We start from the raw sequence: 24,751 nt of genomic DNA on the forward strand, positions 1-24,751 counted from the left end.
CCTCAGGTTTTGGTCGCCGGCATCAGGGCCGGCTGGGGCCGGTGGAACAGCCGCTCGAGCCACAAGTATATGACCGGCGTGGTGAACAGCGTCAGGGCCTGGCTCACCAGCAGGCCGCCGACCACGGCGATGCCCAGGGGCTGGCGCAACTCCGCACCAGCGCCGTAGCCGAGCATCAGCGGCAAGGCGCCGAGCAGGGCGGCCAGGGTGGTCATGATGATCGGTCGAAAGCGCGTGATGCACGCCTGGTAGATCGCCTCCTGCGGTGCAAGCCCGCGATTGCGCTGGGCCTCCAGGGCAAAGTCGATCATCAGGATGCCATTCTTCTTGACGATGCCGATCAGCAGCACCAGCCCGATGAGCGCCATGATCGAGAAGTCCTGGCCGCACAGCCAGAGCATCAGCAGGGCGCCCAGGCCCGCCGAGGGCAGGGTGGAGATGATGGTCAAGGGATGCACGAAGCTTTCGTAGAGCACCCCGAGGATGATGTACACCGCCACCAGCGCCGCGAGGATCAGGTACGGCTGGCTGGCCAGGGAGCTCTGGAACGCCTGGGCCGCGCCCTGGAAATTGCCGCTGATGGCCGCTGGCATGCCGATTTCGCGCTTGGCCTGGTCCAGCAGGATCACCGCGTCCCCCAGGGCCACGCCCGGCGCCAGGTTGAACGACAGGTTGGCCGCAGGGAACATGCCGTCGTGGGCAATCGACAACGGCCCTACGGTGGGCGCGTCGAAGCGTGCCAGGGCCGAGAGCGGCACCATCTCCCCGGTCAGCGGCGAGCGCAGGTAGAAGTAGGCGAGGCTCTCGGCCTTGCCCCGTTGCCGGGTATCGAGTTCGAGGATCACGTTGTACTGGTTGACCTGGGTCTGGAACTCGTTGATCTGGCGCTGGCCGAAGGCGTCGTACAGCGCCTCGTCGACATCGCTGGCCGTCAGGCCGAAGCGGGCCGCGGCGGTCCGGTCGATATCGATGTGCGTGATGCTGCCACCCAGTTGCAGGTCGTTGGAAATATCGCGGAAGGCCGGGTTGCCGCGCAACTTCTCGGTCAGGCGTTGGGTCCAGGTGCTCAGGGTCGGGCCGTCATTGCTTTTCAGCACGTACTGGTACTGGGCCCGGCTTGGGCCGGAACTGAGGTTGATGTCCTGGCCGGCCCGCAGGTAGAGGGTGATTCCCGGCACCGCCATCAGTTGCGGGCGAATGCGGTCGATGAAGGCGCTGGCAGAGACGTCACGTTCGCCACGTTTTTTCAGCGAGATCCAGAAACGACCGTTGGCGATGGTCTGGTTGCTGCCCGAGACGCCCACTGAATGAGAGAACGCCTGCACTGCCGGATCGGCGGCAACGATCTCGGCCAGCGCCTGGTGTTTCTTCACCATGTCCGGGTAGGAAATGTCCGCCGCAGCTTCGGTGGTGCCAAGGACGAAACCGGTGTCCTGCACCGGAAAGAACCCCTTGGGAATCATGATGTAGCCGGCGATGGCCATGCCCAGGGTCAGGGCGAAGAGCCCCAACATCAGCTTCTGGTGAGCCAGGGCCCGGCGCAGGCCGCGTTCGTAAAGGGCTAGCAGACGCTCGCCGAAACCGGGGGCGGTGTGTTCCGAGTGCACCGGTGCACGCATGAACAGCGCGGCCAGGGTCGGCGCCAGGGTCAGCGAGACCACCACCGAGATCATGATGGTCGAGGTCGCGGTCAAGGCGAACTCCTTGAACAGCCGGCCCACCACGCCGCCCATGAACAGCAGGGGAATGAAGGCCGCCACCAGGGAAAAGCTGATGGACACCACGGTGAAGCCAATCTCCCCGGCACCCTTGATCGCTGCCTCACGCATGCCGTCGCCGGCCTCCAGGTGCCGATGGATGTTCTCGACCACCACAATGGCGTCGTCCACCACGAACCCCACGGCGATGACAATGGCCACCAGGGTCAGGTTGTTCAGGCTGAACCCCATCACGTACATCAGCGCGCAACTGGCGGTCAGCGAGACGCCCAGGACTGCCGAGACGATCAAGGTAGCCGACCACTGGCGCAGGAACAGCGCCATCACCGCCACCACCAGCAGCACTGCGATCAGCAGGGTGATCTCCACTTCGTGCAGCGAGGCGCGGATGGTCTGGGTCCGGTCCACCAGCACCTTGACCTGCACCGAGGCCGGCAGCATCGCCTCAAGGCCCGGGAGGGCCGCCTGGATCCGGTCCACGGTCTCGACGATGTTGGCCCCGGGCTGGCGCGAAATCACCAGGTTGACCCCGGGCTGGTCGCCGGACCAGGCCTGGACGTAGGCGTCTTCCGGGCCGCTGACCACCCGTGCCACGTCCTGCAGGTGCACCGGTGCGCCATCCTTGTAGGAAACGATCAGTTGCCCATATTCCTCGGGATGGAACAGTTGGTCATTGGTGGACAAGGTGGAAATGCTCGACTCGCCGTACAGGGCACCCTTGGCCAGGTTGAGGCTGGTCTGCTGGATCGCCAGGCGGATGTCGGCGAGTGTCAGTCCGATGGCCGCCAGTTTGTCCGCCGAGGCCTGGACCCGGATCGCCGGGCGCTGCTGGCCGGTGATGTTGATCTGGCCGACGCCGTCGATCTGGCTGATCTGCCGGGCCAGCAGGGTCTCGGCATAGTCGCTCAGTTCAGTCCCGGGCATCTGCATCGAGCTGATACTGAGGATCAGCACCGGACTGTCCGCGGGGTTGACCTTCTTCCAGGTGGGCAGCGTGGGCATGTCCTTGGGCAGTTTGCCGGCGGCGGTGTTGATCGCCGCCTGCACTTCCTGGGCGGCGGTGTCGATGCTCTTGTTCAGGGTGAACTGCAAGGTCAGCAAGGAGGTGCCCAGGGCGCTGCTGGAGGTCATCTGGGTCATGCCGGGAATGGCGCTGAATTGCACTTCCAGCGGTGTGGCCACCGAAGAGGCCATGGTGTCCGGGCTGGCCCCGGGCAGGGCCGCCGAGACCTGGATCGTGGGGAACTCGGCTTCCGGCAGCGGAGCCACCGGCAGGCGCGGAAAGGCGATCAGCCCCAGCAGTACCAGGGCAAAGGTCAGCAGGACGGTGGCGACCGGATGATCGACGCACCAGGCGGATATCGAGCCCTGACCTTTCATGGCTTGGATTCCTCGGCCCGGGCCAGCTGGGGTGGGTCACCCACCACCTGGACCTGGGAGCCGGGCTTGAGTCGCGACTGGCCGTCGCTGACCAGCACATCGCCGGCCTGGACCCCGGAAACGATAGTCAAGCCGCTGTCCTGATACAGCACCTGCACGGGCACCGCTTCCACCTGCTGGCCCTTGACCCGGTACACGAAGTGCTGGTCCAGGCCGCGCTGGACCACGGTCGGCGGTACGGTCAGTGCTCCCTGGTCCAGCGCGGTCTGGATCTTCAGCGTCACCAGTTGCCCGGGCCAGAGCGCTTGCCCGGCGTTGTCGAACTCGGCCTTGGCGCGAAGGGTGCCGGTGCTGGTGTTGATCTGGTTGTCGATCAGGGTCAGGTGGCCGTTGCCCAGCAGCGCCCCCGGGCTGTCGCTGTCGGCGCCCTGGTAGGCCATGACGGCCGCCGGGGACTGGGCCTTGATCAGCCGTTGCAGGGTCGGCAGCATCTGCTGCGGCAACGAGAATTCCACGGCAATGGGATCGATCTGGGTCACCGAGAACAGGCCCTGGGTGTCCGTCATTCGCAGGAAGTTGCCTTCGTCCACGGTGCGAATGCCCACGCGACCCGTCACAGGGGAGCGGATCTGGGTGTAGGACAGCTGTACCTGGGCCGCGTCGATGGCCGCCAGGTTGCCCTGGACCGTGGCGTTGAGCTGATTGACCAGGGCTGCTTGCTGGTCGTAGGTCTGCCTGGAGATGCCGTCATCCACCGACAGCAACTTGTAGCGCTTGAGGTTGACCTGGGCCACCTGCAACTGCGCCTGGTTTTGCGCCAGCTGTGCCCGGGCCTGGTCGAGGGCGGCGCGGATCGAGCGGTCGTCGATGGTCGCCAACAGATCACCGGCCTTGACCTGTTGCCCCTCCTTGACCAGTAACCGAGTAAGAATGCCGTCCACCTGGGGTCGAATGGCCACGCTGTGCAGCGACAGCACCGAGCCGATGCCACTGCTGTAGCGCGGCACGTCCTGGCGCATGACCTCCACGACCCGCACCGGGATCGCCGTGGGGGTGGCCAGCTTGGCGGTCGACGGCTTGCTCAGGAGCCACGCGGCGCTGGCGGCGAGGGCCACGAGCAGGGCGACGGTGACGATGGTTTTCTTGGCAATGGGCATGGGGGAGGGCGCCGAGGCTGTGATGTCGCAGGAATGGCCATGATCTGTGGGCAGTTATAAGCCAGCGACCGGGTCAGCACGGTGACGGCCAGCTGTCAGCGCTGTCAGAAAACTCCCCGTGGCGGACTCGATCAAAGTCCTGCGGTGCGCAGGTATACTGCCGCTCTTGCGTGGCCGCCCCTGGCCCGAATTGTCCATTCTCCCCGGAGTTCCCATGACGTCCCCCGTACAGCCCGATGCTGGCGAAGTTGCCAATGCCGATCCGGTCGCCATCGACAGCGAAGGCAAGGCTGCGATCCCAGCATTCAAGTTCCCCTTCAAGCCCGCGCAGTTCCTGGTGGCCAAGAACGCCCGCCAGCCCAACCATCAGCGCGGCGCCGGCGACTACCACGCCAAGACTCCCGGTGTAGCGCCTTCGGGCACTCGGCGCTCGATGGGCAAACGCTGAGATCGCCGACAATCGCGGATAAAGCGGTGATTTACCCTTTCTCCAGCACGATGATGGCTAATTGCTTTAAAACTGAGCTGGATCAGTATTTGTGCTTTCAGTGCGCTTAGAGTCAGCAGCCCTGCTGACTCCACCCAACAAATACGAGCGCGCTTCCCATGAAGATCAACCTTCCGGTTACTGGGCGAAACGTGGACTTTGCCCCCGATGCGAACATCCTCTCGACCACCGATCTGACCAGCGCGATCACCTACGCCAACCCTGACTTCATCAATATCAGTGGTTATAGCCGTGAGGAATTGTTGGGCTCGCCCCATCACCTGCTGCGCCATCCGGACATGCCGGCGGCGGCCTTCGCCCACATGTGGCGCACCCTCAAGCGCGGTCGTTCGTGGATGGGCATGGTCAAGAACCGTTGCAAGAACGGCGATCATTATTGGGTCAGCGCCTATGTCACGCCCGTCACCCGCGACGGCCAGGCGGTGGAGTACCAGTCAGTGCGGACCAAGCCCAGCCAGCGTCAGGTCGAGGCGGCGGAACGAGCCTATGGTCGCCTGAACAATCCGGGGCCTTCCTGGTGGAACCTGTTGCCGGTGATGAGCCTGCGTCTGCGCCTGTGGACCTGGATCAGTGCCAGTTTAATCGGCAGCTTCGGCATCTCGGTCTGGCTGTTGCCCCATTCGTGGATCTACCAGGGGGCGGCGGTGGCCCTGGGCTGCTGCCTGGGAGCGCTGGGGGTCGGCTGGCAGTTGCGGCCACTGGAGCGACTCACCGAGCGGGCCCGGCAGATTGGCGACAACCCCTTGAGCCAGGGCATCTACACCGGGCGGCTGGATGAGTTCGGGCGTATCGAATTCGCCCTGCAGATGCTCGAGGCCCAGGTCGGCGCGGTGGTCGGGCGTATTGGTGATGCGTCCCAGCGCCTGGCCGGGCATGCCGCGGAGCTGGTGGAACACTTGCACTGCAGTCACAGCAGCACCCTGGAGCAGCAGGCCGAGACCGACCAGGTCGCGGCGGCCATCCACCAGATGGCTGCCAGCGTGGCCGAGGTGGCGACCCATGCGCAGCAGGCTTCGGTGGCGGCTGATCAGGCAGAGAGCGAAACCCGCGAAGGTCACTTGCTGGTGGGAGAAAGCCGCAGTGCGGTGCTGCGCCTGGCCAGCGAGCTTGAGCGAGCCACCGAAGTCATCCACCAACTGGAGAGCCACAGCATCGATATCTCCGGGGTGCTGGAAGTGATCCGCAGTATTGCCGAGCAGACCAACCTGCTGGCCCTGAATGCGGCGATCGAGGCGGCCCGGGCCGGGGAGCAGGGGCGTGGATTTGCCGTGGTGGCCGATGAGGTGCGGGGGCTGGCCCAGCGCACCCAGGACTCCACCAACGAAATCCAGCGCATGATCAGCACCCTGCAGACCGGCGCGCGCCATGCAGTGGAGGCCATGCAGCACAGCAGCCAGCATGTGGAGAGCAGTGTCGACCAGGCCCAGCGTGCGGCCGTGGCCCTGGACGGCATCAGCCAGCGGGTCAACCAGATCACCGAGATGAGCCTGCAAATCGCCGCAGCGGTGGAAGAGCAGAGTGCGGTGAGCGAGGACATCAACCGCAACATCATCGGTATTCGCAACGCCTGCGAGGCCACGGTCAGTGCCGGTCAGCTCAGCCATGTCAATTCCGGCGACGTGGCCGGCCTGGCAGGAGACTTGCGGCAGCTGGCCCTGGAGTTCTGGCACAAGCGCGCCTGACCCCTGACCCCTGACCGCTCGCCGCAAAGCCCCGGCTCAGGCGGCCCGCAGCGGGATGAACGCGTAGTTCAGGGGCGTGTCGCTGATCACCAGAGCACCGCTGGCCGCCACTTCTGCGGCTACCTGCTCGCCGGACAGGTGGAAACTCCAGGCTTGTTCCGGCGCAGCCAGGGGGGCGGCCTGGAGCTGGTCGATGGTATTGGCCAGGGCGCCCATGTCCGGCAGGTAGGCGGTAAAGCCGTCACCCTTGAGCGCCGTGGTGCGGATGCCTAGCCGGGCGCAGACGGCTTGCTTGATCTGGATGTCATCGCGGTCCGCCTGGCGCGAGCGCTGGATCAGCGCGGCCAGTTCTTCATCCACCAATTCGCCGCCCAGGATCAGCTGCGGGCCCTGTTCCCAGGATTGCGGCGGGCATTCCTTGGCCTCGGGGGCGAGGGGAATGTGCGGATTGATCTCCATGGGATAGATGCGGCACACCAGTGGCCGGCGCTCGTAGATGCGGCACAGCTGCTGTTCGTCAAGATTCCGGCAGGGCCCGACGTTGTAGGCGGCGAAAGTGATCGCCACATAGGCGTCGGTGTTGCCGCTGGGCACCCGGCACGAGCGTCTTTGGGCATGTTCACGCTGCTCTGCCGGCAAGCCCAGGCCGTTGCCGAGAAAGGCTTCTACCAGCACGATCACCTGCCCGCCATCGACTGCCCAGGCGCGGGCTTCGGCGAGAGTCAGGGGGACATGGTGGTCGTGGCAGCACTTGCCGCAGCCTACGCAGGAAAACCGAGTGTTCATGGGGCAAGCAACCAAAGCGGATCGATGGGGGCGTCGTTTTTCTGTTGTCCGACGCCACGGATGCCGCTAGCGAAGCAAGTACTGCGCCAGTCAACGGGCCTTGAGTGCTGGGCGAATGCTGTCCCACTCGCTGACCACAGCCTTGCGGCTGGGGCGGTGGTACAGGCACAGCTCGATGCCGCTGCGGCCCTGCATGTGTTTCTGTGGGTACTGGCCTTGCAGCAGGAGGGCGGTGTAGCCGAGCTGGTCGTCGAACTGCGCGCTGTGGCCCAACGGTTTCGGATTCTTCAGGCCGCTGGCCTGGATGCAACTGCGCTGCACGGCCTGTTCCAGCTCGGCCCAGGCCTGGTCGCTGGAGGCATGGACCTGGCCGGCGAGGGCGCAGAGACAGAGCAGGGCCAGGGGCTTGCAGTTCATGGTGACGGAGCCTCGATGTGGAGTACGACGGTGGACCACGCCAACGGTGCTCCGTTCGCTGCATGTGGCCGCTGCTGCAGGACGGCGGATCGAGGTCACTGAAGGCCCTGCGGGCCTTGTCGCAGCCTCGCAGGCTCGGCAGCGGGTTTTGCGCAGCGGTCGGCGGATCTTCAGGGCTACGGCACTCGTTCGCGGCGGACCACGTGCATGCCGGCGCTGTCGTACAAACGACGGGCCGGCAGGTTGTCTTCCAGGACCCTGAGGTCGACCCAGGCTTCACGGCGTTCGGCGAACATCACGAACACTTGTTGCAGCAATGCTTGGCCCAGGCCCCGGCCACGGGCGTCGGCATCTACCACCAGGTCCTTGAGGTAGGCGCTGGTCCAGCACTGGGCCACGCCGATCACCCGCCCGGCTTCCAGGGCGACCAGGCACAGTTGGGGATCGTATTCGGCATCGGACTGGAAGGCGTTGCGCCACGTGTCGAGGTCCGGGACGCGACCGCCACCGTCCAGGTAGCCCTGTTGCATCAGATGATGCACATCGCCAGCCAGCTGGGGAGCGTAACGCTGCACGGTGATCCCTTCGGGCCACAGGGGAGTGGCCAGGGGCCCCGACAGCTCGCGGCGCATCAACAGGCAATAGCGGTCGTCCAATGGTCAGCGTCCCTGGGTGGCGATGGCCTTGGCGGCCTCGATCAGGCAGCGAGTCAGCTCCGGCGAGGAGAACTTGGTCAGTACTGCATTGGCACCGGCCTGGCGCGCCTTCTCGCTGTTCATGGCGCTGTCCAGAGAGGTGTGCAGCAACACGTACAGATGGGAGAAGTCCGGGGTTTCGCGCAGGGTCCGGGTCAGGGCATAGCCGTCCATTTCGGACATTTCGATGTCCGAGACGATCAGGTTGATTTCGTTGGCCGTGCCTTGCAGTTCCAGCAGGCAGTCGATGGCTTCCTTGGCGCTGCGGGCCGTGTGGCATTGCAGCCCAAGGTTGCGCAGGGTGTGCACCGACTGCTGCAGCGCCACCTGACTGTCGTCCACTACCAGGATGCGTGCGCTGCCCAGGGCTTCGGCGTCTTCCATGCTCAGCTCGGTGGGCGCCATTTCGATCTGGGTCGGAGCGATGCCGTGGATCACCTTCTCGATATCCAGTACCTGGACCAGGGTTCCGTCCACCTGGGTCACCCCGGTGATATATGACTTGATGCCACCGGAGCCGTAGGGTGGTGGGCGGATGTCTGTGGTCAGGCAGTGCACGATCTTGCTCACGGCCTGTACGTGCAGGCCCTGCTTGGAGCGGCTGACGTCGGTGACGATCAGGCAGCCGGCATCGGGATCGGCCAGGGGGCGCTCGCCGATGGCCCGGCTGAGATCGATCACCGACAGGGAATTGCCACGCAGGGTGGCGATGCCTTTTACGTGCGGATGGGACTCAGGCAGCTTGGTCAGGGGCGGGCAGGGAATGATTTCACTGACTTTAAGCAGGTTGATTGCCATCAGCTTGCCGCTGCGCAAGGTAAACAGCAGAAGCGAAAGCGAATCTGCGCGGGCTTTGTTGGAGGACATAAAAACCTTCTCTGGAAGAATTGGCGCGTGGATCAAGCCACGGACAACCATTGATAACGGGTTATCGACGCTTTCAGGATGGGCTTTAGCCGGATTGCCCGATCCATGCAGTCGCAGCCGGTGAGGGGCCAGGTGCAATCATTTCAGGCCCAGGCGCCTGGCCAGGCGGCCCAGGTTGGCCCTGTCCAAGCCTAGCTCACGGGCGGCGGCGGCCCAGTTGTCCTGGTGTTGTTCCAGGCAGGCCTCGATCAGCCGGCGCTGGTAGTGTTCGGTGGCCTGGCGCAGGTCCCCCGGCACTGCGGTCGGTAGCACGGGTGGCGGGCCGGGCTCGGCAGGCGCGCCAGGCTTTTCGCTGGCCCGGGGCAGGTCCAGGTCCGGTGCGTCGAGGGTGAGGATCTTCGGCCGTTGCCGGTGGTTGCCCAGGGTCTTGAGGGCGCTGCGGCCAATCAGGTGTTCCAGTTCGCGGACGTTGCCCGGCCAGTTGTAGGCCAGCAGCGCCGCCTGGGCGTCGGCGCTCAGGCGCAGGCTGCCCAGGCCCATGCGCGAACGGTTCTGTTCCAGGAAGTAGCCGCTGAGCAACAGGACGTCGCGGCCCCGGTCGCGCAAGGCCGGTACCCGGAGCGGGTAGACGCTGAGGCGATGGTAGAAGTCGGCGCGGTAGCGGCCGTTACGTACCTCTTGTGCCAGGTCGCGATTGGTGGCGGCGATCAGGCGCACGTCCACCCGGTGTTCCTTGTCCGAGCCCAGGCGCTGTAGCTGGCCGCTTTGCAGCACGCGCAGCAGCTTGGCCTGGACGAGCAGTGGCAGTTCGCCGACTTCATCGAGGAACAGGGTGCCGCCGTTGGCCAGTTCGAACTTGCCCTGGCGATCCTGAGTAGCCCCCGTGAAGGCGCCACGTACATGGCCAAACAGCTCGCTCTCCACCAGGGTGTCCGGCAGGGCCGCACAGTTGAGGCTGACCAGCGGTTGGTCGGCACGCAGCGAGGCGGCATGGATGGCCTGGGCCACCAACTCCTTGCCGACTCCGGTTTCACCGGTGATCAGCACCGTCAGGTCGCTGCTGCCCACCAGGGCGATTTCTTCCATCAGGTGCTTGTGGGCCTTGCTCTGGCCGATCATTTCCCGGGGCTGGCCGCTGGCCTGGCGATACACCTCGGCGCGCTGGTGTTCGTTCTCGGCACGTTGGGCCAGGCGTTCGATACGCTGGGCAGCACTGACCGTGGCGGCGGCAAGGCTGGCGAAGGCTTGCAGGGCGTCCAGTTCGATGGGTTCGAAGCGCTGCGGGTCCAGGGCGTCGAGAGTCAGCAGGCCCCAGGGCCGCTCTTCGATGAATAGCGGGCAGCCCATGCAGTCGTGGACTTCCAGGTGCTCGGCGAGCCCCTCCACCAGGCCGTCGTAGGGGTCCGGCAACTGGCTGTCGCTGGCGAAGCGGGTAGGCCCCGGGCTGCTGAGCAGCGCGGCGAAGCGCGGGTGTTCGCTGACCTTGAAGCGCCGCCCCAGGGTATCGGTGCTCAGGCCGTCGACGGCCAGCGGCACCAGCCATTCCCCATCCAGGCGCAGCAGCGCGGCGGCGTCGCATGGAAGCAGTACGCGCAGGGCTTCCAGCAGTCGGCGATAGCGTTCCCCTTCCGGCAGTTCCCGGGACAGGTCAGTGACCAGCGGCAGCAGCGTGGTCAGCAGGGCTTTTGCAGTCATAAAGACTCCTTATGGTCCTAATGACTATAAGTGCCTAAGGGTCTTTTTGACCATCTTTGTTTTAACATACTGATTTTATTGAATTTAAATTCTGGCATGAATACTGATTAGGAAAGGGAAACCTGCAAGCAGTCATAAGTCCAGGAGTTGTCCCATGCTAAGCGTCCAAGACCGCGCCATCATCAAATCCACCGTGCCCCTGCTGGAAAGCGGCGGTGAGGCCCTGATCACCCACTTCTACCGGATGATGCTCTCCGAGTACCCCGAGGTCCGTCCGCTGTTCAACCAGGCCCACCAGACCAGCGGTGACCAGCCCCGGGCCCTGGCCAACGGCGTGCTGATGTACGCCCGGCATATCGACCAGCTGGACCAGCTGGGAGACCTGGTGGCCAAGATCATCAACAAGCACGTCGCGCTGCAAATCCTGCCAGAGCACTACCCGATCGTCGGCAGTTGCCTGTTGCGGGCCATTTCAGAAGTCCTGGGCAGCGAGATCGCCACCCCGGAAGTGATCGCTGCCTGGGCCGCGGCGTACAACCAGCTGGCGAATATCCTGATCGGCGCCGAGGCGGCCATCTATGACGAGAAGGCCCAGGCCCCGGGCGGCTGGCGTGGTGCCCGGGCGTTCAAGCTGGTGCGCAGGGTGGAAGAGAGCGCGGAAATCACGTCCTTCTATTTCGAGCCTGTCGACCAGGCACCCATTCTCGCAGCCGAGCCGGGCCAGTACATTGGCCTGCAACTGTTCGTCGATGGTCAGGAAATCCGTCGTAACTACTCGTTGTCGGCCTTGTCCGACCAGGGTCAGTACCGCATCAGCGTCAAGCGCGAAGCCGGTGGCGTGGCTTCCAACTACCTGCACGATCGCTGCCAGGTGGGCAGCAGCATCATGCTGTTCCCGCCCGCCGGGGAGTTCACCCTGCAGGCCAGCGACAAGCCGCTGGTTCTGATCAGTGGCGGCGTCGGTATCACCCCGACCCTGCCGATGCTGGAGGCTGCGCTGGCCACCGAGCGCCCGGTGCACTTCATTCACTGCGCACGCAATGGCCAGGTGCATGCGTTCCGCCAGTGGGTCGACGCCCTGGCCGCGCGTTATCCACAGCTCAAGCGCTTCTACTGTTATGCCGAGGATGATGGCGTCAGCCCAGCGGCTGACAAGCTGGGCCTGTTGAGCCAGGATCAGTTGGCCCAATGGCTGCCCGAGCAGCGTGATCTGGATGCCTACTTCCTGGGGCCCAAGAGTTTCATGGTGGCGATCAAGCGTCATCTGAAGGCCCTGGGCATTCCCGAGCAGCAGAGCCGCTACGAGTTCTTCGGCCCGGCTGCGGCCCTGGTATAACCCTCCCGCCTGCCGTAATACCCATCAGTAAAGGGAGCTGATCCCCTGTAGGAGCGAGGCTTGCTCGCGATGGTAGTTAACGCTAGCGCGTGTTCACTGGATAAACCCAGCGCTCTGAAGTCCATCGCGGGCAAGCCTCGCTCCTGCCAGCATCACCCGCCTACCTGCTCCTGTCCTCCAGGAGCCTTGGGGCATCGGCAATTTCCCCAGCCATTGGCCAACCTTGAAAGGGCGACTGTCTCGTTAATCCCGGCTTAACCTGCCTGTCGTTAATTCCCAGCGATAACGCCCGGCCCGCGGGTGCCCGAATCAGCGGGTGGACACCTGTGGCTGCCCGGCGGGCCTTGGCTTTCAGCCTTCAAGCAATGCATTCAAAGGTCATGTTCAGCGTGTAGACTTCCGGGCATTGCGACGGCAAACCGGCCACTTGGCAACTCCACTGCGTGCCGCCGCGACAGACGCGGGCGGGCCGCTGCAACAGACAGAAAAAGGAATAGGGATGAGTGACGACAGACTGCGTTTGGGACGGGAACGACGCTTCCTGGTACTGCTTGGGGTGATCTGCCTGGCTCTGATCGGCGGAGCCCTGTACATGCAGGTGGTGCTGGGCGAGGCGCCTTGCCCGTTGTGCATCCTGCAACGCTACGCTTTGCTGCTGATCGCGATCTTCGCCTTCATCGGCGCTGCCCTGAGTTCGCGGCGCGGCATCACCATCATGGAGACCCTGGTGGTCATCAGTGCCATCGCCGGCGCCGGGGTCGCGGGGCACCATGTGTATACCCAGTTCTACCCGTCGGTGAGCTGTGGCATCGATGTGCTGCAGCCAATCGTCGACAGCCTGCCGCTGGCGAGCATCTTTCCCCTGGGCTTCCAGGTCGATGGCTTTTGCTCCACGCCATACCCACCGATCCTGGGGTTGTCCCTGGCCCAATGGGCATTGGTGGCCTTCGTGCTGACGGTGATCCTGGTGCCGCTGGGTATCGTGCGCAACCGCAAGAACAGCTACTGATCCACCGGAAATAGCCCCGGCCCCTCGACAGGGGCCGGGGCTTTTTCGTGTCGGGCACGGTGATGTTGAAAAGTCCGTGATTTGCGGCAAGACGGGGTGCAACAAAAGTGCGACATGTTGTCACACTGATGCGGTCGCAGGAGGAGGGAAGAAGAGTTTCAAGGGACTGCAATTTACCCAACTGGTTCAACTCAAGCCTGTCAATTTGTGTATGCGAGCAGGGTTGCGGGAAATCATAGCCTGCTATCTATACAAATCTTCACAGACCCCGTTTTACAAGGGGTAAAGCCATGTGGATGGCGGCTTTCAGCCACTTTTTCCAGCCTTGGACGAGTCTGTCAGAGGGGCTTTTTTGGGGTTTTTGTTGAGAATGAAAATCGATATGATTGGGCGCCTTCGTAACAATCATGTGGGATTGTTGCGGTGAGCGATAAAAATTATTTCGGGATAAGACATGGTTTATAAAACGCGACATATCTACAATCGCCCGCACTGAATTTCCGACGCTGCTCACCCCTGAGCACACGAGGACAGTCGAGGAGCGATTTGAGCGTTCCATGCGACTGCAGGTGTCGGCGCCTTCCTAACTTCCGCACCAAATGGAATTGGTCTGTAACAAGGCCTTTGACCACGAGATCGAATAAGAACCACTGCTAGCCCGGGATGTGTCGTTGAGCGTTTCACCCAACGGGCAGGCCCTTATTCAATTGAAGAAAAATGCCAACCCTTGGCAGGGTGAAGTGTTGGCGATCAAAACCCAACTGCATTGCGCAAGCTGCTTTAGAGGTCGTGAGATGAGTAAAAACAGGTACCCCAGATTACTAGGCTTATTGCCGCTGCTCAGCATGTTGATGCTGGGAGGCTGCAAATGGACCTTGCTTGATCCCAAGGGTCAGGTTGGTCTGGACGAGCGAAACCTGATCATCACTGCAACCATTCTGATGCTGCTGGTGGTTGTGCCGGTCATCATCATGACCTTCGCTTTTGCCTGGAAATATCGGGCTTCCAACAAAGACGCTACCTACGCGCCGAAGTGGTCCCACTCTACCAAGATCGAAGTGGCCGTATGGGCCGTGCCGATCCTGATCATCATTGCCCTGGGCTATGTGACCTACAAGTCGACCCACGCCCTGGACCCTTATCGTCCGCTGGAGTCCGACGTCAAGCCGGTGACCATCGAGGTCGTGGCAATGGACTGGAAGTGGCTGTTCATCTATCCCGAGCAAGGGATCGCCACCGTCAACAAGATCGTGTTCCCGGCCCATACCCCGGTCAACTTCCGCGTGACCTCCGACACCGTGATGAACTCGTTCTTCATCCCGGGCCTGGGCGGCCAGATCTATGCGATGGCGGGCATGACCACCAAGCTGCACCTGATCGCCAACCAGAACACCGAACTTGAAGGTATCTCCGCCAACTACAGCGGCGCGGGTTTCACCGGCATGAAGTTCAAAGCGATCGCAACCAGTCAGGAAGATTTCGACGCCTGGGTAAACGAAGTCAAGAAGGCACCTAAACAGCTGGACACCGCTGAATACGAAGCCCTTTCCAAGGCGAGCCAGAACAATCCTGTAGAGCTCTACTCCGCCTACGCGCCGAACCTGTTCCAGACCATCATCGACAAGTATGAAGGCATGAAACCGGGCAAGCCGCTCAAGCACGAGAAGAAAGAAAAGGAACTGGCTGCAACGCAAGGGATGGACGTGAGTTCGCATTCAGCTGCCGGGGCAGAGGAGTAAACGATGTTTGGTAAATTAAGTCTGGAAGCGATTCCGTTCCACGAGCCGATTGTCATGGTGACCATTGCCATGATCGCGCTGGGTGGTCTGGCGCTGTTCGCGGCAATCACCTACTTCAAGAAGTGGACCTACCTGTGGACCGAGTGGCTGACTTCGGTCGACCACAAGAAAATCGGCGTGATGTACATCATCGTCGCCATGGTCATGCTGCTGCGCGGCTTCGCTGACGCCATCATGATGCGTACCCAGCTGGCCATGGCCACCGAGGGTTCGCCTGGTTACCTGCCACCTGAACACTATGACCAGATCTTCACCGCCCACGGTGTGATCATGATCATCTTCATGGCGATGCCATTCTTCACCGGCCTGATGAACCTTGTCGTGCCGCTGCAGATCGGTGCCCGTGACGTGGCCTATCCGTTCCTCAACTCCCTGAGCTTCTGGCTGCTGGTGTCCGGCGTCGTGCTGATCAACCTGTCCCTGGGCGTTGGCGAATTCGCCAAGACCGGCTGGGTTGCCTATCCGCCGTTGTCGGGTCTGCAATACAGTCCTGGCGTGGGTATGGACTACTACATCTGGGCGCTACAGCTCTCGGGTCTGGGGACAACGCTGACGGGGGTCAACTTCCTCGCCACCGTACTGAAGATGCGTACCCCGGGCATGAAGATCATGGACATGCCGATCTTCACCTGGACCTGCACCTGGGCCAACGTGCTGATCGTGGCTTCGTTCCCGATCCTCACCGCTACCCTGGCACTGCTGACGCTTGACCGTTACATGGATTTCCACATTTTCACCAATGAACTTGGTGGCAATCCAATGATGTACGTGAACCTGTTCTGGGCCTGGGGTCACCCCGAGGTGTACATCCTGATCCTGCCGGCGTTCGGTATCTTCTCCGAAGTCATCTCGACCTTCTCCGGCAAGCGCCTGTTCGGCCACCACTCGATGATCTACGCGTCCGGCGCGATCTCGATCCTGGGCTTCATGGTCTGGCTGCACCACTTCTTCACCATGGGTTCGGGGGCCAGCGTCAACGCCTTCTTCGGTCTGGCGACGATGCTGATCTCGATCCCGACGGGGGTGAAGCTGTTCAACTGGCTGTTCACCATCTACCACGGTCGCCTGCGCATCACCAGCCAGGTCCTGTGGACCCTGGGCTTCATGGTGACCTTCGCCATCGGCGGCATGACCGGCGTACTGCTGGCCATCCCGGGTGCGGACTTCGTCCTGCACAACAGCCTGTTCGTGATCGCGCACTTCCATAACGTGATCATCGGCGGCGCGGTATTCGGCTACATCGCCGGCTTCAGCTTCTACTTCCCGAAAGCCTTCGGCTTCAAGCTGCACGAAGGTTGGGGCAAGGCAGCATTCTGGTTCTGGATCTCGGGCTTCTTCGTCGCCTTCATGCCGCTCTATGCACTGGGCTTCATGGGCATGACTCGTCGTCTGAACGCCACCACCAACCCTGAGTGGGTACCGTACCTGTACGTGGCCATGGTGGGCGCGGTGATGATCGCCGTGGGTATCGCCTGCCAGTTGATCCAGCTGTACGTCAGTGTGCGTGACCGCAAGCAGAACATGTGCGTATCCGGCGACCCATGGAATGCTCACACCCTGGAATGGTCGACCTCGTCGCCACCGCCGTTCTACAACTTCGCTGTACTGCCGAAAGCCGAAGGCATCGACCCGTTCACCGAAGCCAAGGAAGACGGCACTGCCTACGCGCAGCCAGGCCGCTACCAGCCGATCCACATGCCCAACAACACCGCTACCGGTGTGGTCATGGGGGCACTGCTGACCGTGTTCGGTTTCGCCATGATCTGGCACATCTGGTGGCTGGCCATCGCAAGCCTGGCTGGCACCGTGATCTATTTCGCGATCCACGCTGCCCGTGATGATCAAGGCTACATGGTGCCGGTCGAGACGATCGAGCGCATCGAAGCCGAGCAGCACAAGCGTCTGGTATCGGAGAACAAGATCCCGGCTACCCGTGTTGAAACCTCGTTGGAACAGGCTTAATCCATGTCGAACTTAGTGACCAATGCTGGACACGCCCATGTCGATGACCATGGGCACGATGACCATCACCACGACTCGGGCGAGATGACCGTATTCGGTTTCTGGCTCTACCTGATGACCGACTGCATTCTGTTTGCGTCGATCTTCGCGGTATACGCGGTACTGGTGAACAACGTAGCGGGTGGCCCGTCGGGCCACGACATCTTCGAACTGCCATACGTACTGGGCGAAACCGCTCTGCTGCTGTTCAGTTCGATCACCTACGGCTTCGCCATGCTGGCGTTCTTCCGGGGCAACAAGAAGCAGGTACTGGGCTGGCTGGGCATGACCTTCCTGTTCGGTCTGGGCTTCATCGGCATGGAGATCAACGAGTTCCACTTGCTGATCTCCGAAGGCTACGGCCCTAGCCGTTCCGGCTTCCTGTCCGGATTCTTCACCCTGGTCGGCACCCACGGTCTGCACGTGACCAGCGGTCTGATCTGGATGGCAATCATGATGTACCAGGTGCAGAAAAAAGGCCTGACGGCGACCAACAAGACCCGTCTGAGCTGCCTGAGCCTGTTCTGGCACTTCCTGGACGTGGTGTGGATCTGCGTATTCACCGTTGTTTACCTGATGGGGACTATGTAAATGGCCAACGCACACTCCCACGACGAAGCCGGTCACGGCAGCGTCAAGTCCTACGCCATCGGCTTCATCCTGTCGGTGATCCTGACACTGATCCCGTTCGGCCTGGTGATGTACCCATCGCTGCCTAAAGACGTGACCCTGTGGATCGTCCTGGCCTTCGCGGTGATCCAGGTGCTGGTGCACCTGGTGTACTTCCTGCACCTGGACCGTTCCGCGGCGCAGCGCGACAACGTGGTGGCGTTCATCTTCGCCGCGTTGGTCATTGTCCTGCTGGTTGGTCTGTCGTTGTGGATCATGTTCAGCATCCACACCGTCATGATGGCGAAGTGAGGTAGACCCGATGTCACTCAAGCACTTTATCCAAATCACCAAACCGGGGATCATTTTCGGTAACGTGCTTTCGGTGGCAGGCGGGTTCTTCCTGGCCTCGAAGGGGCATGTCGATCTGGCCATTTTCCTGGCCGCCATGATCGGCACCTCGCTGGTGGTAGCGTCCGGTTGCGTGTTCAACAACTGCATCGACCGTGACATCGACCTGAAGATGGAGCGCACCAAGAACCGTGTGCTGGTCCAGGGCTTGATCTCCCTGGAAGTGGCCCTGGTCTATGCCTCCATCCTCGGCGTCGCCGGCGTCGCCCTGCTGTACTACGTGGCCAACCCGTTGGCCGCGCTGTTCGCGGTAATCGGCTTTGTCATCTACGTTGGCTTCTACAGCCTGTACCTCAAGCGCAAGTCGGTTCACGGCACGCTGGTGGGCAGTCTGTCCGGAGCCATGCCGCCGGTGATCGGTTACGTGGCCGTGAGCAACAGCTTCGACATGGCTGCGTTGACCCTGCTGGTGATGTTCAGCCTGTGGCAGATGCCGCATTCCTATGCCATCGCGATCTTCCGTTTCAATGACTACCTGGCTGCATCGATTCCGGTGCTGCCGGTCAAGCGCGGTATCCGTGTGGCCAAGAAGCACATCCTGTTCTATATCCTGGCGTTCCTGGTGGCGACCCTGATGCTGACCTTCAGCGGGTATGCCGGCATGAGCTACATGGCGGTAGCGGCAGCGATGGGCATGTACTGGCTGTACATGGCATGGACTGGCTACAAGGCGGTGGATGACACCGTGTGGGCCCGCAAGCTCTTCGTGTTCTCGATCTTCACCATCACCGCGCTGAGCGTGATGATGTCGGTGGACTTCAAGGCCCCGACCGAGCTGTTGCTGACCTACGCACATTAAGCTCAGGCTACGAAAAAGCCCCGCCTTCGCAAGAAGCGCGGGGCTTTTTCATTCCAGTGCGGTCACATCATTTAAAGTTTTTTGGTCCGGAGTCCGTGCCTGGCCGGGTAAAATGCGCCGTTTGTGATGAAACCGAGTGGATGCAATGCAAAGCCGTATCGAACTGAACGACTCGAAGACGCGTTATGGCGCTATCAGTCGCGGGCTGCACTGGGCCATGGCCCTGGCCTTTATCTGGATCTACAGCACTGCCAGCGCGCATTACCTGCTGGCTGATTCGGCCCTGGACGAATTCCTCTGGGCGACCCACAAGCCAGTGGGCCTGCTGTTGATGGTCCTGTTGCTGGTGCGGGTGGTCTGGAGCCTGTTGAACCGCCATCGTCGCCCCCCGAGCCTCAACCTCGCGGCCACGCTGGGGCATGGGCTGCTGTATGCCGGAATGTTCGCCATTCCATTTCTCGGGCTGTTGCGCCAGTACGGCTCGGGCCGTGCCTTCTCTGCTTTCGGCCTGCCGGTCATGAATGGTTTCGAAGGGGCGAAGATCCAGTGGATGACCGACCTGGGCAACAACTTCCACAGTCTGTTGGGCTGGACCCTGCTGGTGCTGATCGTCGGTCATGTCGCGGCGCTGGTCCTGCATTGCATCAAGGGCCAGGGGCATGTTCTGCGTCGCATGGTCGGGACTGCAGACAACGCCTGAGGCTTGCGCCTTGACGCACAAAGCCCCGTCTTTGCGATAAGCACGGGGTATCTTATCGAATGTCCTTTATTGGGCTTTCCGACCTACTCAAATGACCCAACTCATGCAGGAAGCAGAATGATCAAGAAAACAGCAGTTATCGTGTTCAGCGGCGGACAGGACTCGACAACCTGCCTGATTCACGCCTTGCCGCTCTATGACGAGGTGCATTGCATCACGTTCGACTACGGTCAGCGGCACCATGCGGAAATCGAGACCGCGCAGCGGCTTTCGAAACAACTGGGGGCTACCGTGCACAAGGTACTGGATGCCTCGTTGTTGAACGAGCTGGCAATCAGCAGCCTTACCCGGGACAACATCCCGGTGCCCACGGTGAACAGTTCAGGCGAGAGTCTGCCGAGCACTTTTGTACCGGGGAGAAACATCCTGTTCTTAACCCTGGCCTCCATTTATGCCTATCAGGTCAAGGCCGAAACCGTCATTACCGGGGTGTGCGAGACAGACTTCTCGGGTTACCCCGATTGTCGCGACGAGTTCGTCAAGGCGCTGAACAAGGCCCTTGAACTGGGCATGGAATACACGTTGCGGCTTGAAACGCCGCTGATGTGGCTGAACAAGGCAGAGACCTGGGCGCTGGCCGATTACCACAATCAGCTGGACCTGGTTCGCGAGCAGACACTGACTTGCTACAACGGCATCATGGGAAGTGGCTGCGGCAACTGCGATGCCTGCAATCTACGGGCGAGAGGGTTGAGCGCTTATCTGGGGAACAAGGCAGAAGTCATGCAAGGCTTGAAAAGCAAACTGGACCTGAAGTAACGAACTGAGTTGTCGGTGAACCTTGGAGTTCAACACCGGTGCCAATGGGCAGATGAGTGTTGAGCTCCAATGTTGACTGGCACCGCAACCTGATTATTTTGCCTGGCTGTCGGTTATGTATCGCTTGAACAGCGATCTTGCACCATAGGCGGGCAGTATGTTGAGGAACGCAAAACATACCTTGATCGCGATCTGGACATAAATCATATTGAGGATATCGCTGTTTTGCATCGCGCCATAAAATGCGATGTAGCAAAACACGAAACTGTCGATGATTACCGCAAACAAGGTGCTCAGGAATATCCGCAGAAAAAGGAATCTGGAGTTCGTGAGTTCCTTTATCTTGCACAGCAAGTATGAGTTTATGTTCTCGGAAACCAGGAAAGAGACTGAAGAGGCTACCAGTACCGACGATACCTGGATGATGACGTCGTTATAAGGTGTGTCGAGCTTCCAGCCCGGCAGCCCCGGAAGAAAGGTCGAGGCATACAGCAGGATGATGATCATGGCGTTGCTTGCGAAGGCAAACAGGATGGCTCTTCGTGCGAGCCTGAGTCCGAAATTTTCGTTCAGCAAGTCAACGATCAGGAAGGTCAGCGGATATAGAAAGGTGCCGGGGGTGATAATGATATCGAGTGATTCGAGGTAGATCGGTTTTGTTGCGGCGATACTGGTGAAAATGTAGAAGGTGAACAACAGCAGGTTGAGGATGATGTAGATCATCCACGAGTTTTCATTGCGGTCATTCAGGTCGTAAGCAGTCAGCGCCCCTCCTTGGGAATAGAATTTCTTGTAGAGGTTTTTAACTTCCATTTTATTCAAGTTGTCCATTATTTCGCTTTTCAACAATTCACTCAGTTTTATCTTTATGACCTTGCCCGTGTCGATGATCATGATCACAGCCAGGTTCTTGTTGTTTTCAAATCCCAGAAGCTTGTATTTGTCGTTTTCGACATCACCTTCATATGCAGTCATTGAAGCGCTCCTCAATGATGTCGCCCACTACACATACACGATCCGAATTGCAGAGGTTCTCGTTCATGATGGACAGCCTTTTTGTCAGTCTGTCGTAAACGAGTTTTTCCGTGTCATCGGTGGACGATCCCTTTTGTACGATCAACAGGTCGCCAGGCTCATTCGCACCATCGATTTCCTTCTCCAGCAATACGGCTATCAAGTTGCTGCATGTGCCGAAGTAGTAGGTCAGCGGGAACAGCGTGGCAAGCTCACCAATACGTTTGTCGATATTGGCCAGCAACAAGCTTTCCTTGATGATCGGAACAGCTGCCGGATTCATGTTTCCCTGGGGAGAAATACTGCTTTCTATGATCTCCTTCTCTTCGAAGTTGACCGTTTCTATTTCCTCATAGGAGATGCCGAAGAAGTCGGAGATTTTTCGGATGGTGGACTGCTGGACGTTGCTGACCTTGCCTTCAAGAATATTGTATATGGTCGTTCTGGTCAGGCCGCTGGCGTTGCATAAAGACAGTTGGGTCTCGCCACGGCTTTTAATCAGGTATTTTATATTGCTCTTTAAATACTCTGTTCTTTCCCTTCTGTGCATCAAGTACCTCACTATTTCCTTATAGTCGTAATGCATCGAGCGGTCATGTAACTCGCGGCGTGCATGACATTCAGTTGCTCAACGCCAGGAACCCGGTCATTGCGGCAAGAGCCTGTCAGGCTGCTTCAGGTTTTTAATGCTTCGCTAGTACGCGTTCAATTCAGCCGGAATCCGTCCTGGAGTATTTCGCTGTGGGTGCTAGGGCGATCAGACCGCCGGGGGATCCGATTTGGGGCGCTGTCCAAGACAAGTGTTGCATGGCTTGGTCATGACAATACAGCCCCAGGAGCTTGGCGTCATGGTTCTCCAGGTTGAGCAGGGCTGATAACGCAATGTCGACGCTGTCCTGTCCCGGTCGGAAAGCATCATTTAATTTGGTTAATGTTTAATTTTTTGATTAACTCTGTTACGCCTCGTACATTCAGCGCCGAGGCTGGCTGGTCTCGATTGACCCAAGCGAACGTAAAACCAGGAAGCGCGCTCTCGTTCGTGGCACGCAACACACAAGGAAGGGACAGAGAATCATGGCAGCTGATACTGAACCACTCAGGACCCAGGCCGACCTGCTGCGACGTGGTTTGGCCGAACTGCGAACTGAAGATGCCGAGCTGGCTAGCATCCTGGATGCCGAAGTCACGCGTCAACACCGCACGCTGTCTCTGGTGGCATCTTCCTGCGCGGCTGGCCCGCGAACCTTGGCGGCCTCGGCCTCGGCCTTGCTCAATGTCACCGTGGAAGGCACTCCAGGTCGGCGTCAGCACGCCGGGTGCGAGAACGCCGATCTGGTCGAGTCCTTGGCCATCCGCCGGGCCAAGGAGCTGTTTGCGGCCCAGTATGCTGGCGTGCAGTCGCATTCAGCCTCCGACGCCAACTACCAGGTGCTGAGCGCCCTGGCCGAACCCGGGGACACGATTCTCGGCATGGCCCTGGATCATGGCGGCGACCTGACCCACGGCAGTTCTCTGGCATTCACCGCGGCCAACTACAAGGCGATCCGTTACGGCACTACCCCCCAGGGTGTCATCGACTACCAGGAGGTGCGCCAGCTGGCGCTGGCCCATCGTCCACGCATCATCATCTGCGGGGCCACGGCCTATTCACGGGTCGTGGACTTCCAGCGTTTTCGCGCCATTGCCGACGAAGCCGGGGCCATTGTCCTTGCCGATATTTCACATATTGCCGGCCTCGTTGCCACGGGCCGCCATCCGAGTCCTATCGATGTCGCGCATGTCACGACCACCTGCACCCACAAGCAGCTTGCCGGGCCACGCGGCGGCCTGATTCTTTGCGGGCGAGACGCAGACGCCAAGGTGCCGGGCCTGAGGTCGAGCTTTCGACGGGTTCTCGATCAGGCGGTGTTCCCCGGGATGCAGGGCGCGCCTGCGGTCAACGTGATTGCCGCCAAGGCGGCCGCGCTGGGTTACGCCATGTCCCCGTCGTTCGATGGCTACATGGGTCGAATTCGCGCCACCGCGGATGAAATGGCCTGCGCGTTCATGGCGCGGGGCTACGAAGTCGTGGGAGGTGGGACGGAAAATCACACGATCCTGCTGCGCTTGCATGAAGGCATCAGTGGCTCCATCGCTGAATCGGTACTGGAGTCGTGCGGAATCATCGTCAGCAAAAAACGCGGGCCGGGTGAAACCCGATCGTCATTTTCCGCCAATGGCTTGTGTATCGGCACCGGTTCCATTGCCCAGCGCTACATGGATTCCCAAGGCTGCAGCGAGCTGGTCGATCTGGTCTGTCGGATACTGGATCAGTTGAAGCTCCACGGTGGGCAGCAATACGTCCTGGAACCTGCATTGCAGCAGCAGTTCCGGTTGCAGACCGAGGCGCTGTGCGCGATGTATCCCATCGTTGAGTACGGGGGACGCTAAGGCGAGCAAGCCCCGGCTTCAGGCCGAAGGCGGGGCTTGCCACTGGTCGTCAGCGAAGCAGCAGCTTATTGCGCCGTGGCGCTGAAGCCTTCGAAGGCTGTCTGCTGCTGGATCGCAGTGACGATGTTCTTGCGAGTTGCCGGCTGTTCGTTACCGTTGCTGTCGATGAAAATCTCGCTTTCCAGCTCGGCCTCGTCGCCTTCGCCGACAAAGCTGAAGCCCAGGAACTCGAAGGCTTCACGGTCGACGTTGGCCTTGGAGCGCGGACGCATTGGCAGGGTAACGCTGATGCCATCCTTGCTGATGGCGAACACTTCCATTTCCTTCTTCGGGCGTGCCTTGCTCTTGCTGCCGCTCGGATTGCTGATGGCCTGGTGAGTCTGGTTCAGCACCTTCAGGGCCAGGCCATAGACCAGCTCCTGGAAGTCCGGGTCATCCTTGTAGCTGGAGAGAATCCGGCTGATGGGGAATCGCTTGCTCAGGTCTTCCAGGGCGGCAAGGTCTGCAGCCTCGGCGTCCTTGAGTTGCTTGAGCTGGCCCATGAGTTCATAGGCAGTGTCGTCGTCAAAGCGGTCGTGGGCCTGGCGAATCGCAGCGCGCAGTTCGCGAATCTGGTCACTTTCTTTCGAGGTGTGGAAGGCGTCGAGCACCATCTCGCTGATGGTCTTGGCCTGGGACACGTGCTGGGAAAGATGAATGGCGTTTTCGTATTCGGCCTTGCTGGACAAGGCGATCACGGACTCTTCGGTGTTGGAATCAGGCATTGAACATCCACTACTTGGTTTGACAGGTTTGAGGCGCGAAAAGCCCGGAGGATTTTCGGGGGCGCCTAATCTATTGGAGCGCAGGGCCGTTGTCACGGACCAAGCGCCCGGATGGCCCGCACGGTCCTTAAAGACCGGATTGGCCAACGAAGATT

The 24,751-nt window shown here is 60.8% G+C and carries 22 protein-coding genes and 1 pseudogene; 13 read left to right on the forward strand and 10 right to left on the reverse strand.

The genetic code is table 11. The features are described 5' to 3' along the window. Positions 1-2: 2 nt before the first annotated feature. Both LGQ10_RS24940 and LGQ10_RS24945 read right to left on the reverse strand, forming a co-directional pair. The gene (locus LGQ10_RS24940) at positions 3-3,098 is read right to left on the reverse strand and encodes a multidrug efflux RND transporter permease subunit (protein ID WP_226523508.1); all 3,096 of its coding nucleotides are present in this window, start codon (positions 3,096-3,098) and stop codon (positions 3-5) included. Next, on the reverse strand, positions 3,095-4,255 hold the full coding sequence (locus LGQ10_RS24945; protein WP_226523509.1) for an efflux RND transporter periplasmic adaptor subunit: 1,161 nt from the start codon (positions 4,253-4,255) through the stop codon (positions 3,095-3,097). The genes LGQ10_RS24940 and LGQ10_RS24945 overlap by 4 nt, the downstream gene beginning before the upstream one ends. Positions 4,256-4,469: 214 nt before the next feature. On the opposite strand from LGQ10_RS24945, the gene LGQ10_RS24950 reads away from it, so the two are divergent. The 3 genes and pseudogenes from LGQ10_RS24950 (at position 4,470) to LGQ10_RS24955 (ending at position 6,445) form a co-directional block, all read left to right on the forward strand. After that, positions 4,470-4,703, forward strand: coding sequence for a hypothetical protein (locus LGQ10_RS24950; RefSeq protein WP_058433710.1), 234 nt, complete (start codon positions 4,470-4,472; stop codon positions 4,701-4,703). 158 nt (positions 4,704-4,861) lie between these two features. Further along, positions 4,862-5,143 (forward strand): annotated as a pseudogene (locus tag LGQ10_RS31665) (PAS domain-containing protein); the annotation flags it as partial. Between the two features lie 156 nt (positions 5,144-5,299). After that, the gene (locus LGQ10_RS24955) at positions 5,300-6,445 is read left to right on the forward strand and encodes a methyl-accepting chemotaxis protein (RefSeq protein ID WP_413247635.1); all 1,146 of its coding nucleotides are present in this window, start codon (positions 5,300-5,302) and stop codon (positions 6,443-6,445) included. A gap of 36 nt (positions 6,446-6,481) precedes the next feature. Here the strand turns inward: LGQ10_RS24955 and LGQ10_RS24960 are convergent, their stop codons facing one another. The 5 genes from LGQ10_RS24960 to norR form a co-directional block, all read right to left on the reverse strand. Further along, the gene (locus LGQ10_RS24960; protein WP_226523511.1) at positions 6,482-7,231 is read right to left on the reverse strand and encodes a YkgJ family cysteine cluster protein; all 750 of its coding nucleotides are present in this window, start codon (positions 7,229-7,231) and stop codon (positions 6,482-6,484) included. A 90-nt stretch (positions 7,232-7,321) separates the two neighbouring features. Further along, complete coding sequence (locus tag LGQ10_RS24965) at positions 7,322-7,648, reverse strand: hypothetical protein (RefSeq protein WP_058438155.1); 327 nt, start codon at positions 7,646-7,648, stop codon at positions 7,322-7,324. A 176-nt stretch (positions 7,649-7,824) separates the two neighbouring features. Next, complete coding sequence (locus LGQ10_RS24970) at positions 7,825-8,304, reverse strand: GNAT family N-acetyltransferase (protein WP_226523512.1); 480 nt, start codon at positions 8,302-8,304, stop codon at positions 7,825-7,827. Between the two features lie 3 nt (positions 8,305-8,307). Further along, a complete protein-coding gene (locus LGQ10_RS24975) occupies positions 8,308-9,210 on the reverse strand; it encodes a chemotaxis protein CheV (protein WP_058438159.1) in 903 nt (300 codons plus the stop codon). Between the two features lie 138 nt (positions 9,211-9,348). Then, complete coding sequence (gene norR, locus LGQ10_RS24980) at positions 9,349-10,905, reverse strand: nitric oxide reductase transcriptional regulator NorR (RefSeq protein WP_226523513.1); 1,557 nt, start codon at positions 10,903-10,905, stop codon at positions 9,349-9,351. A 154-nt stretch (positions 10,906-11,059) separates the two neighbouring features. Between norR and hmpA the strand changes: the two genes are divergently transcribed. The 9 genes from hmpA to queC all read left to right on the forward strand — a co-directional run bounded on the left by hmpA (position 11,060) and on the right by queC (position 20,388). Further along, entirely contained in the window at positions 11,060-12,241 is a 1,182-nt protein-coding gene (gene hmpA, locus LGQ10_RS24985) for an NO-inducible flavohemoprotein (RefSeq protein ID WP_226523514.1), read from the forward strand. A gap of 499 nt (positions 12,242-12,740) precedes the next feature. Then, complete coding sequence (locus LGQ10_RS24990) at positions 12,741-13,250, forward strand: disulfide bond formation protein B (protein ID WP_058436363.1); 510 nt, start codon at positions 12,741-12,743, stop codon at positions 13,248-13,250. Between the two features lie 794 nt (positions 13,251-14,044). After that, entirely contained in the window at positions 14,045-14,989 is a 945-nt protein-coding gene (cyoA, locus tag LGQ10_RS24995; protein ID WP_226526188.1) for a ubiquinol oxidase subunit II, read from the forward strand. A 3-nt stretch (positions 14,990-14,992) separates the two neighbouring features. Beyond that, on the forward strand, positions 14,993-17,011 hold the full coding sequence (gene cyoB, locus LGQ10_RS25000; protein ID WP_058436541.1) for a cytochrome o ubiquinol oxidase subunit I: 2,019 nt from the start codon (positions 14,993-14,995) through the stop codon (positions 17,009-17,011). 3 nt (positions 17,012-17,014) lie between these two features. After that, on the forward strand, positions 17,015-17,641 hold the full coding sequence (locus LGQ10_RS25005) for a cytochrome o ubiquinol oxidase subunit III (protein ID WP_058436540.1): 627 nt from the start codon (positions 17,015-17,017) through the stop codon (positions 17,639-17,641). After that, on the forward strand, positions 17,642-17,971 hold the full coding sequence (gene cyoD / locus LGQ10_RS25010) for a cytochrome o ubiquinol oxidase subunit IV (protein ID WP_058436539.1): 330 nt from the start codon (positions 17,642-17,644) through the stop codon (positions 17,969-17,971). A gap of 10 nt (positions 17,972-17,981) precedes the next feature. Beyond that, the gene (cyoE, locus tag LGQ10_RS25015) at positions 17,982-18,869 is read left to right on the forward strand and encodes a heme o synthase (RefSeq protein ID WP_058436538.1); all 888 of its coding nucleotides are present in this window, start codon (positions 17,982-17,984) and stop codon (positions 18,867-18,869) included. A 145-nt stretch (positions 18,870-19,014) separates the two neighbouring features. Beyond that, positions 19,015-19,569, forward strand: coding sequence for a cytochrome b (locus LGQ10_RS25020; RefSeq protein ID WP_226523515.1), 555 nt, complete (start codon positions 19,015-19,017; stop codon positions 19,567-19,569). A 120-nt stretch (positions 19,570-19,689) separates the two neighbouring features. After that, entirely contained in the window at positions 19,690-20,388 is a 699-nt protein-coding gene (gene queC, locus LGQ10_RS25025; protein WP_226526189.1) for a 7-cyano-7-deazaguanine synthase QueC, read from the forward strand. 93 nt (positions 20,389-20,481) lie between these two features. On the opposite strand, the gene LGQ10_RS25030 is transcribed toward queC, so the two are convergent. Continuing rightward, positions 20,482-21,363 carry a queuosine precursor transporter gene (locus LGQ10_RS25030; protein WP_058438616.1) on the reverse strand — a complete coding sequence of 294 codons (882 nt, stop codon included), beginning with the start codon at positions 21,361-21,363 and terminating at the stop codon, positions 20,482-20,484. Then, positions 21,350-21,952, reverse strand: coding sequence for a helix-turn-helix transcriptional regulator (locus tag LGQ10_RS25035; RefSeq protein ID WP_226526190.1), 603 nt, complete (start codon positions 21,950-21,952; stop codon positions 21,350-21,352). The genes LGQ10_RS25030 and LGQ10_RS25035 overlap by 14 nt, the downstream gene beginning before the upstream one ends. A 524-nt stretch (positions 21,953-22,476) precedes the next feature. Here LGQ10_RS25035 and glyA point away from each other — a divergent pair. Next, the gene (gene glyA / locus LGQ10_RS25040; RefSeq protein ID WP_226523516.1) at positions 22,477-23,832 is read left to right on the forward strand and encodes a serine hydroxymethyltransferase; all 1,356 of its coding nucleotides are present in this window, start codon (positions 22,477-22,479) and stop codon (positions 23,830-23,832) included. 65 nt (positions 23,833-23,897) lie between these two features. Here the strand turns inward: glyA and LGQ10_RS25045 are convergent, their stop codons facing one another. Further along, positions 23,898-24,596 carry a hypothetical protein gene (locus LGQ10_RS25045; RefSeq protein WP_226523517.1) on the reverse strand — a complete coding sequence of 233 codons (699 nt, stop codon included), beginning with the start codon at positions 24,594-24,596 and terminating at the stop codon, positions 23,898-23,900. Between the last annotated feature and the right edge of the window lie 155 nt (positions 24,597-24,751).

This window comes from Pseudomonas sp. L5B5 (assembly GCF_020520285.1).
Lineage (GTDB): Bacteria > Pseudomonadota > Gammaproteobacteria > Pseudomonadales > Pseudomonadaceae > Aquipseudomonas.

Excerpts from the sequence above, each read along its gene's own strand:
- LGQ10_RS24940 (WP_226523508.1), bottom strand. The coding sequence starts at position 3,098 with ATGAAAGGTCAGGGCTCGATATCCGCCTGGTGCGTCGATCATCCGGTC.
- LGQ10_RS24945 (WP_226523509.1), bottom strand. The coding sequence starts at position 4,255 with ATGCCCATTGCCAAGAAAACCATCGTCACCGTCGCCCTGCTCGTGGCC.
- LGQ10_RS24950 (WP_058433710.1), top strand. The coding sequence starts at position 4,470 with ATGACGTCCCCCGTACAGCCCGATGCTGGCGAAGTTGCCAATGCCGAT.
- LGQ10_RS24955 (WP_413247635.1), top strand. The coding sequence starts at position 5,300 with ATGAGCCTGCGTCTGCGCCTGTGGACCTGGATCAGTGCCAGTTTAATC.
- LGQ10_RS24960 (WP_226523511.1), bottom strand. The coding sequence starts at position 7,231 with ATGAACACTCGGTTTTCCTGCGTAGGCTGCGGCAAGTGCTGCCACGAC.
- LGQ10_RS24965 (WP_058438155.1), bottom strand. The coding sequence starts at position 7,648 with ATGAACTGCAAGCCCCTGGCCCTGCTCTGTCTCTGCGCCCTCGCCGGC.
- LGQ10_RS24975 (WP_058438159.1), bottom strand. The coding sequence starts at position 9,210 with ATGTCCTCCAACAAAGCCCGCGCAGATTCGCTTTCGCTTCTGCTGTTT.
- norR (WP_226523513.1), bottom strand. The coding sequence starts at position 10,905 with ATGACTGCAAAAGCCCTGCTGACCACGCTGCTGCCGCTGGTCACTGAC.
- hmpA (WP_226523514.1), top strand. The coding sequence starts at position 11,060 with ATGCTAAGCGTCCAAGACCGCGCCATCATCAAATCCACCGTGCCCCTG.
- LGQ10_RS24990 (WP_058436363.1), top strand. The coding sequence starts at position 12,741 with ATGAGTGACGACAGACTGCGTTTGGGACGGGAACGACGCTTCCTGGTA.
- cyoA (WP_226526188.1), top strand. The coding sequence starts at position 14,045 with ATGAGTAAAAACAGGTACCCCAGATTACTAGGCTTATTGCCGCTGCTC.
- cyoB (WP_058436541.1), top strand. The coding sequence starts at position 14,993 with ATGTTTGGTAAATTAAGTCTGGAAGCGATTCCGTTCCACGAGCCGATT.
- LGQ10_RS25005 (WP_058436540.1), top strand. The coding sequence starts at position 17,015 with ATGTCGAACTTAGTGACCAATGCTGGACACGCCCATGTCGATGACCAT.
- cyoD (WP_058436539.1), top strand. The coding sequence starts at position 17,642 with ATGGCCAACGCACACTCCCACGACGAAGCCGGTCACGGCAGCGTCAAG.
- cyoE (WP_058436538.1), top strand. The coding sequence starts at position 17,982 with ATGTCACTCAAGCACTTTATCCAAATCACCAAACCGGGGATCATTTTC.
- LGQ10_RS25020 (WP_226523515.1), top strand. The coding sequence starts at position 19,015 with ATGCAAAGCCGTATCGAACTGAACGACTCGAAGACGCGTTATGGCGCT.
- LGQ10_RS25030 (WP_058438616.1), bottom strand. The coding sequence starts at position 21,363 with ATGACTGCATATGAAGGTGATGTCGAAAACGACAAATACAAGCTTCTG.
- LGQ10_RS25035 (WP_226526190.1), bottom strand. The coding sequence starts at position 21,952 with ATGCACAGAAGGGAAAGAACAGAGTATTTAAAGAGCAATATAAAATAC.
- glyA (WP_226523516.1), top strand. The coding sequence starts at position 22,477 with ATGGCAGCTGATACTGAACCACTCAGGACCCAGGCCGACCTGCTGCGA.
- LGQ10_RS25045 (WP_226523517.1), bottom strand. The coding sequence starts at position 24,596 with ATGCCTGATTCCAACACCGAAGAGTCCGTGATCGCCTTGTCCAGCAAG.